This is a genomic window from Stenotrophomonas sp. YJH_SMC_105-26 (assembly GCF_059368915.1).
Genome location: NZ_JCAFSD010000013.1, coordinates 51,090 through 63,707 on the forward strand (window position 1 = coordinate 51,090; position 12,618 = coordinate 63,707).

The 12,618-nt window shown below is 68.4% G+C and carries 8 protein-coding genes and 1 riboswitch; of the genes, 3 read left to right on the forward strand and 5 right to left on the reverse strand.

Annotated elements, in window-relative coordinates; translation table 11 throughout:
• The first annotated feature begins 18 nt into the window (after window positions 1–18).
• Complete coding sequence (locus AC5P7F_RS20015; protein WP_164077291.1) at window positions 19–846, forward strand: methyltransferase domain-containing protein; 828 nt, start codon at window positions 19–21, stop codon at window positions 844–846.
• Between the two features lie 57 nt (window positions 847–903).
• Here the strand turns inward: AC5P7F_RS20015 and AC5P7F_RS20020 are convergent, their stop codons facing one another.
• The 3 genes from AC5P7F_RS20020 to olsF all read right to left on the reverse strand — a co-directional run bounded on the left by AC5P7F_RS20020 (window position 904) and on the right by olsF (window position 4,603).
• The gene (locus AC5P7F_RS20020; protein ID WP_046428852.1) at window positions 904–1,971 is read right to left on the reverse strand and encodes a metal-dependent hydrolase; all 1,068 of its coding nucleotides are present in this window, start codon (window positions 1,969–1,971) and stop codon (window positions 904–906) included.
• Window positions 1,972–2,090: 119 nt separating this feature from the next.
• Entirely contained in the window at window positions 2,091–2,891 is an 801-nt protein-coding gene (locus AC5P7F_RS20025) for a UDP-2,3-diacylglucosamine diphosphatase (RefSeq protein ID WP_005412268.1), read from the reverse strand.
• Complete coding sequence (gene olsF / locus AC5P7F_RS20030; RefSeq protein WP_046428847.1) at window positions 2,888–4,603, reverse strand: bifunctional ornithine lipid synthase OlsF; 1,716 nt, start codon at window positions 4,601–4,603, stop codon at window positions 2,888–2,890. Before olsF ends, AC5P7F_RS20025 begins: the two co-directional genes overlap by 4 nt.
• A 335-nt stretch (window positions 4,604–4,938) precedes the next feature.
• Here olsF and metK point away from each other — a divergent pair, with 335 nt between their 5' ends.
• Together metK and AC5P7F_RS20040 are read left to right on the forward strand one after the other, a co-directional pair.
• Window positions 4,939–6,150 carry a methionine adenosyltransferase gene (gene metK / locus AC5P7F_RS20035; RefSeq protein WP_010481882.1) on the forward strand — a complete coding sequence of 404 codons (1,212 nt, stop codon included), beginning with the start codon at window positions 4,939–4,941 and terminating at the stop codon, window positions 6,148–6,150.
• Window positions 6,151–6,290: 140 nt separating this feature from the next.
• Window positions 6,291–6,797, forward strand: a complete 507-nt coding sequence (locus AC5P7F_RS20040; protein ID WP_010481883.1) for an acyl-CoA thioesterase — start codon at window positions 6,291–6,293, stop codon at window positions 6,795–6,797.
• Window positions 6,798–6,913: 116 nt separating this feature from the next.
• On the opposite strand, the gene ppc is transcribed toward AC5P7F_RS20040, so the two are convergent.
• Entirely contained in the window at window positions 6,914–9,625 is a 2,712-nt protein-coding gene (gene ppc, locus AC5P7F_RS20045; RefSeq protein WP_032956706.1) for a phosphoenolpyruvate carboxylase, read from the reverse strand.
• A gap of 237 nt (window positions 9,626–9,862) precedes the next feature.
• The gene (locus AC5P7F_RS20050; RefSeq protein ID WP_046428844.1) at window positions 9,863–12,379 is read right to left on the reverse strand and encodes a S9 family peptidase; all 2,517 of its coding nucleotides are present in this window, start codon (window positions 12,377–12,379) and stop codon (window positions 9,863–9,865) included.
• A 120-nt stretch (window positions 12,380–12,499) separates the two neighbouring features.
• Window positions 12,500–12,583: riboswitch (S-adenosyl-L-homocysteine riboswitch) on the forward strand.
• The last annotated feature ends 35 nt before the right edge of the window (window positions 12,584–12,618 follow it).

Consider the following 12,618-nt stretch of genomic DNA (forward strand, 5'->3'; position numbering starts at 1 on the left):
GCTACAAGAGCCCGCCCCATGACCCCGCCGATTTCCTCCCCGACCTATCTGCACGGATTTTCCGGCACCGAACAGCAGCGCCTGATGACCCAGGCCCGGCTGCTGGAATCGAGCATCTTCGGCCAGATCGACTACGGCGGCGCGCGGCGCCTGCTGGAAGTCGGCAGTGGCGTCGGTGCGCAGACCGAGATCCTGCTACGCCGCTTCCCCGAGCTGCACGTGACCGGCGTGGACCTGAGTGAAACGCAGCTGGCCACCGCGCGCGAGAACCTGGCGCGCACGCCGTGGTGCAGCGACCGATACACCCTGCAGCAGGCCGACGCCGGCGAGCTGCCGTTCGAGGCACGCAGCTTCGACTCGGCGTTCCTGTGCTGGGTGCTGGAACACGTGCCTTCACCGGCGCGGGTGCTGAGCGAAGTGCGCCGCGTGCTGGCTCCGGGTTCGCCGGTCTACATCACCGAAGTGATGAATGCCTCGTTCCTGCTCGACCCGTACTCGCCGCACATCTGGCGCTACTGGATGGCCTTCAACGACTTCCAGTACGACCATGGCGGTGACCCGTTCGTCGGTGCAAAGCTGGGCAACCTGCTGCTGGCCGGCGGCTTCCGCGACGTGCACACCGAGATCAAGACCATCCACCTGGACAACCGCGAACCGGCGCGTCGAAAGACGATGATCGCGTTCTGGGAACAGCTCCTGCTGTCGGCCGCCGACCAGCTGCTGCAGGCCGGCTCGGTGGACGTGGAAACCGTGGAAGGCATGCGCCGCGAGTTCCGCCTGGTGCAGAACGACCCGAACGCCGTGTTCTTCTACTCGTTCGTCCAGGGCCGCGCCACGGTGTATTGATCCGGTGTTCTGCTGCCGATCGGGGCCGTAGAGCCACGCCATGCGTGGATCCACTGATCAATGCACAGCGGTGTGGTCGGCCGCGCCCGGCGCCGCCGCCGGCTCCTGCCAGATCCGCTGCCACATCGCCGCCAGGCGGCGACCGGCGTCGGCACGCGCGGCGGGACTGCTGTAGTCCACCCGCACCTGCTCGGGAACGATCGCCCGCCACTGCCCGTCGGCCTGCCCGGCCACGACGAAGTTGAAGGTGTAGTCCGGCTCCAGCCCCATGCGCAGGTCACTCAGCACCAACCGGCCGTCAACCACCTGCGCACGCATGAAACCGCGGTTGAACCACGTCAGCTGCTGCACCGCCGGGATGGCCTGCGCTTCGCGCAAGGCCTGTACGTTGGACGCATGGCCTTCGAACCGCATCGGCCGGTGGTCGGCCACCAGCGAGCGGTCACCCACCACGTAGCCATTGGGCGTCATCGCCACCACCCGCCACAGCAGGGTGTTGAACGGCATCGGTACCGAGAAGCGCGGCGCATCGCCCAGGCCCATCGCGGCCAGGCTCTGCTGTGCGGCACGGTCGACCTGTGACTTGGCGATCAGGCCCCAGCCCAGGTAGCCACTGCTGAGCAGCAGGGCCACGCCCAGCACCTTGCCCGCCCAGGGCCGGGCGCGGCCGAACCAGGCCAGCACGCAGCCCAGCAGAAGCCACACCGTATACCCCGGGTCGATGATGAAGACACTGGATCCCATGGTCGGATGCGGGCGCAGCGGCCACCACAACTGGGTGCCATACACGGTGAACGCATCCAGCACCGGATGGGTGACCAGCGCCAGCTGGATCGCCCAGAACCAGCGCAGCGGTGACTGCGCGACGCGGCCATTGCCGAAGCGCTTGAACAGCCACCAGATCAATGCCGCCACCCATGGCAGTACCAGCAGCGAATGACTGAAACTGCGGTGCTCGATCATGTTCGCCACCGGATCGGCTGCGGTGAAACCGAGCCACAGCGCGTCGAGGTCCGGCAGGGTGCCAAGCGCGGCACCAGCGAGCAGGGCCGCGCGGCGATGTCCGGGCGGGGCGATGGCAGCGGCGACGGCGCCACCGAGCACGATCTGGGTCAGGGAGTCCATGGGCCGATGCTAGCGGCTTGCGGGCGGTGCATGTAGAGCCGAGCCCATGCTCGGCTGCGCTTCGTTCTGCGCCACGTCAGCCGAGCATGGGCTCGGCTCTGCAGTAGGACAGACGCGGGTTACGCCGCCTGCGACAACCGCGCGCCTGGCAGTTCCACCAGGGTCTGGCCGTTGTGGTCGAGCAGGCGCAGCGCACCATCATGGTCCTCGGCCAGTGCGGTCAGGCTCTCCACCCAGTCGCCGTCGTTGGCGTAGACCAGGCCATCGCGTTCGACCAGCGCCGCGCGGTGGATGTGGCCGCAGACGATGCCATCCAGGCCGCGCCGGCGCACGTCGTCCAGCCCGGCCTGCACGAAGCGCTCGATGTAGCGTTCGGCGGCCCCGCTGCGCTTCTTCAGGAACTCCGACAGCGACCAGTAGCGCATGCCAAGCCGGCGCCGTACCGCGTTCAGCGCCTGGTTGCCGGTCAGGATGCGGTAGTACAGCCAGTCGCCGAACTTTTCCTGCAGGCCACCGAAATGGGTCACGCCGTCGTAGTCGTCGCCATGCGCGACCAGCAGCCGGCGGCCATCGGCGGTCACGTGGATGGCACGGCGGCGCACCTGCATGGCCGGCAACATCAGCCCGCACACCTGGCGCAGCGAGGCATCGTGGTTGCCGGGAATGTAGATGATCTCGGTCCCTGCACGGCGCAGCGCGTGCAGGGCCTGGATGACTTCGCTGTGCGACTGCCGCCAGTTGGCGCGGCGATGCGCCATCCACCACAGGTCGATGATGTCGCCGACCAGGTACAACCGCTCGCAGCGCAGCTGCGAGAGGAACCGCGCCAGTTCGGTGGCGTGGCAATGACGTGAGCCCAGGTGCACGTCGGAGACGAACACTGCGCGCCGGTGCGGCGACAGGTTCGCCAGCGTGCTCATGCCGGCGCACCCGCGTCGCGCAGATAGCGTTTGCGCTTGTTCGGCCGGATCGCGCACAGGTCCACTTCGATCAGGCCGTCGATCGAATCGCTGAAGTCCGGGTCCATACCGAAGGCGAGGAAGCGCGCGCCGCCGGGTTCGCACAGATCGGTGTACTGGCGGTACAGCGTCGGCACGCCGGTACCCAGTGCGGCCAGGTTGGCCTTGAGCACATCGAACGCGGCACCCGCATCCAGCTCGCCGAAACTTGGCGGTGCGGCGAAGTACTGGAAGGGGCGGTTCGATTCGGCCAGCCCGGCGGTTCCGCCGTAGTAGCGCTGGTAGTAGGCCACCAGCTGCTCGCGCGCATCGCGCGGCAGCGCTGCGCTGATCGAGACCGCGCCGAACAGGTAGCGGATGCCCGGCCGGCACTGCAGGTAGGCGCCGATGCCCTGCCACAGGTAGTCCAGGCTGCGGCTGCCCCAGTAATCGGGCACCACGAAGCTGCGGCCCAGCTCCAGGCCCTCGGCAATGTGGGTGATGGCATCGTCGGAATAGCGGAACAGCGACGCGCTGTAGAGCCCGGACAGGCCGTGCCGGGCCAGGGCCTGGGCGCCGCGCATGATGCGGTAGGCACCGGCAATGCGCTGCGCCGCCGGGTCCCAGATCACGATGTGCTCGTACTGTGGATCGTAGTCGTCCAGGTCGCGGCTGCGCCCGGTGCCCTCGCCCACCTGGCGGAAGGTCAGCTCGCGCAGGCGGCCCAGTTCCAGCAGCAGCGGTGAATCGGCGGTACAGGTCGCCAACAGGATCTGCTTGCCATCGGCGGTCTGGCCCAGCTGGGTGGCCGCGGCAATGCCGGCGGCGACCTGCGAAGGCGGCACCGGAGACGCCAATGGCTCGGGGCCTGCGCACGCAGCGGCATTGCCGGCCGCGCCGTTGCGGCCCAGCGCGTACAGCGCGCGGCGCACCGCCAGCAGCTGTGCGCCCGGGTCACCGCCCTTGCCCAGCTGCATCGGCTCGCCGATGCTCAGCCGCAGCGGGCGGCCACGACGGGCGAACATTTCGCGCGCCAGCAGCGCGGTGCCGGCCGGCTTGAACAGGGTCGAGGCGCCGTAGAACAGCGCCGAGTTGCGCGCTTCCACCCGCACCGGCAGCACCGGCGCAGCGGCCGCGCGGGCAAAGCGGACGAATCCCCGCTGCCAACGGCCATCGCGGATGCCGCGCAGCGACAGGCGCGAGACCTCGCCGGCCGGGAACACGATCACGCACTGCTCGGCGGCCAATGCTTCCTCCACCGCATGCAGGCTGCCGCGCCGGGCCTTGCCACCGAGGATGCGCACCGGCAGCAGCAGGTCCTGCAGCGGCGCGATCGCCCCCAGCAGATCGTTGGCCACGATCCGCACGTCGCGGCGGATACGGCCAACCGCGTCCAGCAGTGCGAGGGCATCCAGTGCCCCGGAGGGGTGGTTGGCGACGATCAGCAGGCGGCCGGTGGCCGGGATCCTGGCCAGCGCGGCCGGATCCACCTGGTACTGGCCGCCGATGAATTCCAGGCCGGCGGCGACGAAACCGAAGCCGCGCAGTCCTGAGCTGCGCTGCAGGAAGGCTTCGATCTGGTCCAGGCGCGACCAGCGCCCGACGCTGCGCAGCAGCGGCCGCGCCAGTTGGCCGCGACGGCCATGGAACCAATCGGGGAAACGTTGCTGGAGACGCTGTTCGAGTTCCTGCATGGCGGATCCAGTGATGCCCGGCGGCCGGATTGGCCGACAGCCTGCGCCCGGCAGGCGGCAGCCAGATGGCGGTTTCGGGGCAGAACGATGACGGCCGGCCCGCCTTCGCGGCGAGGTCGCTGCCTGCGCGGTCGGGGCCGGCAGCCGTCCCGTCTGTTGTCACGCTGGTGGAACACTGGGCCTCAAGGCTGGACCCCAATCCCCAAGGGACGGCCCCTCCAGGCCTACGCGGGCTTAACCACCGGCAACCGGCACAGGTTCACAATGCACAGGCGGCGCACCCCGTGTATCATGCGCGCCCATCTTTCCATCCGAATCAAGGGATATTACGCCTGATGTCCAGCTATCTCTTCACCTCCGAGTCGGTCTCCGAAGGCCATCCGGACAAGGTTGCCGACCAGATCTCCGATGCGGTGCTGGACGCGATCCTGACCCAGGACCAGCGCGCCCGCGTGGCCTGCGAGACCATGGTCAAGACCGGCGTTGCCATCGTGGCCGGTGAAATCACCACCAGCGCCTGGATCGACCTGGAAGCGCTGACCCGCAAGGTCATCACGGACATCGGCTACGACAGCTCCGACGTCGGTTTCGACGGCGCCACCTGCGGCGTGCTGAACCTGATCGGCAAGCAGTCGCCGCACATCGCCCAGGGCGTGGATCGCAAGAAGCCGGAAGAAATGGGCGCTGGCGACCAGGGCCTGATGTTCGGCTATGCCACCAACGAGACCGACAGCTACATGCCGGCCGCGATCCACCTGTCGCACCGCCTGGTCGAGCAGCAGGCCAAGATCCGCAAGAAGAAGAACTCGCCGCTGTCGTGGCTGCGTCCGGACGCCAAGAGCCAGGTCACCCTGCGCTATGAAAACGGCGTGGTCTCGGCCATCGACGCCGTGGTCCTGTCGACCCAGCACGCCCCCGGCATCAAGCAGAAGGACCTCATCGAGGCCGTCCGCGAAGAGATCATCAAGCCGGTGCTGCCGGCCAAGTGGCTGCACAAGGGCACCAAGTTCCACATCAACCCGACCGGCAAGTTCGAGATCGGTGGCCCGGTGGGCGACTGCGGCCTGACCGGCCGCAAGATCATCGTCGACACCTACGGCGGCTGGGCCCGTCACGGTGGTGGTGCCTTCTCCGGCAAGGACCCGTCCAAGGTCGACCGTTCGGCAGCCTACGCGGCCCGCTACGTCGCCAAGAACGTGGTGGCCGCCGGCCTGGCCGACCGTTGCGAAGTGCAGGTCTCCTACGCCATCGGCGTGGCTGAGCCGACCTCGATCTCGGTCACCACCTTCGGCACCGGCAAGATCAGCGACGACAAGATCGAGAAGCTGATCCGCAAGCACTTCGACCTGCGCCCGTACGGCATCATCAAGATGCTGGACCTGGTGCACCCGATGTACCAGCAGACCGCGGCCTACGGCCACTTCGGCCGCAAGCCGAAGGAGTTCAGCTACCTCAACGGCGAAGGCGAGACCGTCAACGCCACGGCCTTCTCCTGGGAGAAGACCGACCGCGCCGCCGCCCTGCGCGCCGATGCGAAGCTGAAGTAAGAAACACGAAGGGCCGCTCACGCGGCCCTTCTGCTTTCTGTAGAGCCGAGCCCATGCTCGGCTTTCTTTTTCCTGCGACAAGAGCAGCCGAGCATGGGCTCGGCTCTACAAGAGCTACGCCACGCCGATACAATCGCCGCATGTCGACCGAACTGAAAACCCACCAGCTGTCCATGACCGTGCTGATGTCGCCGGAGATGGCCAATTTCTCCGGCAAGGTCCACGGCGGCGCCATCCTGCGCCTGCTCGACCAGGTTGCCTACGCCTGCGCCAGCCGTTACGCCGGCAGCTACGTGGTCACCCTGTCGGTGGACCAGGTGATGTTCCGCCAGCCGATCGCGGTGGGCGAGCTGGTCACCTTCCTGGCCTCGGTGAACCATACCGGCACCTCGTCGATGGAGATCGGCATCAAGGTGGTGGCCGAGGACATCCTCAAGCGCAGCGTGCGCCACGCCAACAGCTGCTTCTTCACCATGGTGGCCGTGGATGAGGAAGGCCGGCCGACGCCCGTCCCGCCCCTGCAGCCGGCGACGTCCGACGAGAAGCGCCGCCAGGCCGCCGCGCAGATCCGCCGCCAGCTGCGCCAGGAAATGGAACAGCGCCATCTGGAACTGCTGGCATCGAATCCGCCGTCACCGGAGGAGTGAGGTAGTGCCGGGCGCTGGCCGGCAACCTCGCGCGTGCTGCCGGACATCATGAGGTTGCCGGCCAGCGGCCGGCACTACCATTGCGAATTCGCCGGGCCATGCCCGGCGGATGCGGATCAACCGGTATTCTGCACGCCCTGCGCAACACCGTTCACGCAGGCCACCAGCGCGCGCAGCAACCCGTCATCCTCGCGCCCGCTGGCCCGCCAGCGCTGCAACAGGTCCACCTGCAGCACGCTGATCGGATCGACGTAGGGATTGCGCAGGCGGATCGACAGCGCCAGCCGCGCATCGTGGTCGAGCAGCGTCCGCTGGTCCATCAGCGCCAGCAGCCAGTGCCGGGTGAGTTCCAGTTCGCGCTGCACCTGCGGGAAGAAGTGCCCGTGCAGTTCACCCGACAACAGCGAAAACTGCTCGGCGATGGTGATATCGCCCTTAGACAGCACCATCGCGATGTCGTCCAGGAAGGTGCGGAAGAACGGCCAGTCCCGCGCCATCTCGCGCAGGGTCTGTTCGTGGCCGGCATCAACCGCCGCCTGCAGGCCACTGCCCACGCCGTACCAACCGGGAATCACCGCGCGCGCCTGGCTCCAGGCGAACACCCAGGGAATCGCACGCAGGTTGCCCAGCGCGGCGTCCTGGCCGAGCCGGCGCGATGGCCGCGAGCCCAGCGTCATGCGTTCGATCACGTCGATCGGCGTGGCGGTGCGGAAGTAGTCCATGAAACCGGCCTGGCCAACGAACGCGCGATACACCTCGCTGCTGGCCGATGCCACCGCGTCCATCACCGGTCGCCACTCATCCTCGCGCGGCTCGGCGGCACGCGGGCGCAGGCTGGCACGCAGCACCGCACCGGTGGCCTGCTCCAGCGAGCGCAGGGCCAGCGCACGGATGCCGTACTTGCGATGGATCACCTCGCCCTGCTCGGTCACCCGCAGGCGGCCATCGATGCTGCCGCGCGGCGATGCGTCCACCGCGTGCGTGGTCTTGCCGCCACCGCGGCTGATCGAGCCGCCACGGCCATGGAAGAAGGTCAGGCGGATGCCGGCCTCGGCCGCCACCTCCAGCAGCTCCACCTGTGCACGCTGCAGGCCCCAGCGCGATGCGGCGATGCCACCGTCCTTGCTGCTGTCCGAATAGCCCAGCATCACCATCTGCACGTCATCGCGCGCTTGCAGGTGCGCGCGATAGATCGGGTCGGCCAGCAGATCACGCAGGGTCGCGGTGCCGCGCTTGAGGTCCTCCACCGTCTCGAACAGCGGCGCGATATCCAGCGGTACTGATCCGTTCTCTTCCACCAGGCCGCCACGGCGCGCCAGCGCCAGCACCGCCAGCACGTCGCTGCGGTCATGTGCCATCGAGATGATGTAGCTGCCCAGTGCATCGCCACCATGCCGCGCACGGGCATCGGCCAGCGCGGCGAACACGGCGTCCAGTCGCCGGTTGCCTTCGTCGTCGCCCTTCGGCAACGGCGCGTCACCACTGGCATGCGGCGCCAGCAGGCGTGCGCGGCCCACTGCATCCAGACCGTCCCACGCTGCGTCGCCGCCCAGCACCGTGGCCAGCGCGCGCGCGTGCACGCTCGATTCCTGGCGCACGTCCAACCGCGCCAGGTGGAAGCCGAAGGTCTTCACCCGCCACAGCAGGCGCTGCACGGCGAAGCCACCGGCATGTTCGCCGCGGTTGGCGCGCAGGCTGTCGAGGATCAGCTGCAGGTCGTCGATCAGTTCGTCCGGGCCGGCGTAGGCGCCCTCGCCATCGTCCAGCGTTGCCTGCAGGCGTGCGCGCATGCGGTCGTTGAGCAGGCGGTACGGCATGTCGGCATGGCGCGGGCGCGACTGCACCTGCGGCAGCAGCTGCTGGTAGTGCGCCACGCGCGCCTGCAGCGCCTCGCTCACGCCCACCCGCTCGGTGGACTGGCTGAGCAGGCTGGCCAGCTGCAGCAGTTCCTTCTGGTAGCGACCCAGCACGGCCTGCCGTTGCGCGTCCAGCGTAGTGCGGATGGTGTGGGCATCCACGTTCGGGTTGCCGTCCATGTCGCCGCCCACCCACGTACCGAAGCGCAGCAGGCGCGGCAGCGGCAGTTCTTCGCCGTAGGTATCGCGCAGCGCCTGCTGCAGCGATTCGTACAGCACCGGGATCACCCGGTACAGCACCTGCACCAGATAGAAGCCGACGTGCTCGCGCTCGTCATCGACGGTAGGCCGCACCGGCGAGGAATCGGTGGTTTGCCACGAAGCGGTCAGCGCCATGCGGAAGCGCGCAGCATCGGCGGCCGCTTCCCCCGGCGTGCGCTGGCCGTCGAGGTTGTCGACCAGGCTGGCCACCATCAGCTGCTCTTTCTCCAGCAGCGCGCGGCGCACCGCTTCGGTCGGGTGCGCGGTGAACACCGGTTCGATGTCGATGCGCGGCAGCCACTGCGCCAGCTCATCCAGGCCCACGCCCTGCGCCTTCAGATGCTGCAGCGCATCCTGCAGGCCGTCGGGCTGCGCCCCGGCGGTACCGGCACGCTGGTAATCACGGCGGCGGCGGATGCGATGCACGCGCTCGGCAATGTTGACCACCTGGAAGTAGGTGCTGAAGGCCCGCACCATGGTCTCGGCCTGCTGCGGCGTGCGCCCGGCCAGCCCTTCGGCCAGCTCCGACAGCGGCGCCTGGTTCTCGCGGCGGGCAATGGCGCGGGTGCGCACGTCCTCGACATCGTCGAGAAAAGCGGCCGAAACCTGTTCGACCAGCAGGTCACCGACCAGTGCGCCGAGCCGGCGCACGTCATCGCGAAGCGGAAGATCGGGGGAAGCAAACTCGATGCTGCTGCGGTACTCGTTCATCGGCGACGCACAGGCCTCGGTCAACGGATCCAGACCCCAAGCCTATCCCAGATCGGGCGTCGTGCTGCGATGCAAGAATGGTTTCATCTGCACGTATCCATGGCGGACGCAGCCGAGCATGGGCTCGGCTCTACAAGCGTCATGGCGCGTGACACCGTGTAGCGCCCGAGCCCACGCTCGGGCGGCGGCGCAGCCGCACAGGCGGCCGCTGTTGCAGCGGCCACCCTCATGCACGTATCAGCGCTTCTTCTTCGCCGTGCCCTGCTCGGCCGGGCCGATGGTCTGCTCCAGCCAGCGCTCGCTCTCGGCCAGCATGGTCATGATCGATTCGCGTGCGCGGTAGGCATGCGATTCGTTGGGCAGCATCACCAGCCGCGCGGTGCCACCCAGGCCCTTCACCGCCGCGAACATGCGCTCGCTCTGGATCGGGAACGTGCCGGAGTTGTTGTCGTCCACGCCGTGGATGAACAGGATCGGATCCTTGATCCTGTCGGCGTAATTGAACGGCGCCATCTTCTGGTAGACGTCCTGCGCCTGCCAGTAGTTGCGCTCCTCGGCCTGGAAGCCGAACGGCGTGAGCGTGCGGTTGTAGGCGCCGCTGCGCGCAATGCCCGCCTTGAACAGGCGGGTGTGTGCCAGCAGGTTGGCCGTCATGAACGCACCGTACGAATGGCCACCAATGGCGATGTGATCGCGGTCGGTCACGCCACGCCGCACCACTTCATCCACGGCCGCCTGCGCATTGGCCACCAGCTGTTCGATGTAGGTGTCGTTCGGCTCCTTGTCGCCCTCGCCGATGATCGGCATCGACGGGCTGGCCAGCACCACGTAACCCTTGGCCAGGAACGCCTGCGGACCCCAGTAGCTGACCGCATTGAAGCGATACGGCGAATCGGTCACCTGGCTGGCCGCGGCCGCGCTCTTGAACTCGCCCGGGTAGGCCCACATCAGCAGCGGGCGCGGGCCGTCGCGCTTCGGGTCGTATCCCGGCGGCAGCAGCAGGGTCGCGGTCAGGTCGACGCCGTCCTTGCGCTTGTAGCGGATCTGCTCCTTCTGCACACCCTTCAGCTGCGGCAGCGGATGCGCGAAATGGGTCAGCGCGCGCGGTGCGCTCCCAGCATCGGCCAGCGACTGCACGTAGAAGTTGGCCGGCTCGTCCGGGCTCTCGCGGCTCAGCAGCAGCGAACTGCCCTGCTTGTCCAGCAATGCCACCGGCAGCGCATAGCTCGGTGCCTGCGAGTGGAACAGGCGCGTTGCCTTGCCCGTGGCGATGTCGAAGCGGTCCACGAACGGACGGTCGCCTTCCGGCGAAGCACCGGCGCCGGCCAGGTACAGGCTGCCGCCATCGGCGCTGGTCTGCAGCAGCGAACGGCCGCGCTCGTCGCTGGCCCGCAGCGGCCGGCCCGGATCGGCGTAGCGGTCCTGCGCATCGCGATCCCACAGCAGGCGCGGTTCGGCGCTGGCATTGTCCGGGGCGATCAGCCAGGTCTTGGTCCTGCGGGTCTTCCACCACGATTCGGTCAGCAGGGCCAGGTCGCCACGGCCCCAACTGATACCGGCCAGGCGGCTGCCCAGCTGGGCCAGCGTCACCGGCGGTGTGTCGAACGGCGCGGCCTGCATCAGCACCGCATCGCGCACCTTGGCATCCCTGTTCGGGTCGCCACCATCCTGCGCTTCGGCCCAGACCAGGGTCGCGTCGGCATCACCACGCCAGCCGATGTCACGCACGCCGGTCACTTCGGCGTCGTTGCCGGTCGGCAGGCCTTCCACCAGTGGACGCACGGCCACGGTATGCACCAGCTTGCCGCTGGCACGGTCGATCACTTCAATGCGGCGCGGGAAACTGCTCACCGGCACCACGTAGGAATACGGGCGCTGCACCGGCTGCCGCAGCACGAAGCGGCCATCCGGCGACACGGAGAAGCCCATGAAGATGCCGGCCGCGCCGATCGCGCGGGTGCTGCCATCCAGGCTGACTTCCACCGGCTGTGTGGTGGCGTAGTAGTCGAACTGGCGCGCGTCAGCCTCGTTCTTCAGCAGGTCCTGGTAGGTACGGATCGACACCACGCCATCGCCCCGGCGGGTCTGCTGCACGGCCGGGCCGGTCGGGATGCCGTCGGTGGCCGGGGCCGCACCGAGGTTGGCCGGGCGGGTGAACACCACCAGCCCGCGGCTGTCCGGCAGCCACTGGTAACCGCTGCCGATCACCGTGTTCAGGCCGGCAACCAGGCGGCGGGCGCTGCCGGCGGCCACGTCCACCAGCCACAGTTCGTTGGCGCCGCTGGTGGCGTCGACCTGGTTGAAAGCGAGCCACTTCTGATCCGGAGACCACATCAGGCTGGCGATCGACAGCGTGGCCGGCAGGCCGCTGATCTGCCGTTCCTTGCCATCGGCCACGTTCATCAGCCACAGCTTCTCGCCGAAGCTGAAACGGCTGTCGGAGAACGTGCGCGGGTTGATGCGCAGGCCGGCCAGCTTCAATTCCGGCTGCGCCACCACCCGGATCGACGGCAGCGACGGCATCTGCATCAACGCGGCCATGTCGCGGCGAGGCGACAGGTGCAGCGACGGCGCGCGCGGTGCGTCGACCACCGCCTGCAGCGCCGCCGAGGGCAGTTCGTAGCCATTGGCACCCTGGGCCTGTGCTGCAGCGGGCTGTGGGGCCACCGCCCAGGCCAGCGGGGCCACGGCCAGCAGTCCCATCGACAGGACCAGGCCGGTCCAGCGCCGCGTACGGCGCGCGTGCATGCTCATCGTTCTACCTGCGTGATGCGTGAAAGCACCGACCTTAACAGGCCGTGCACGCGCCCCCATCTGCCGATGGTTGGGTCATCCGGATGTCATGCCGGGGCCGCGATATAATGGGGGTTCTCCCCTGCCGAGGGGCGCTGCGACCGGATCCGATGAGGCCCGGCCAGGCTCGGTAAGGTGGCTTTGTAACAACGGCGCCCGGCTAGATGCGAGCACCCGCTCGCCCACAACCGGAGCACACG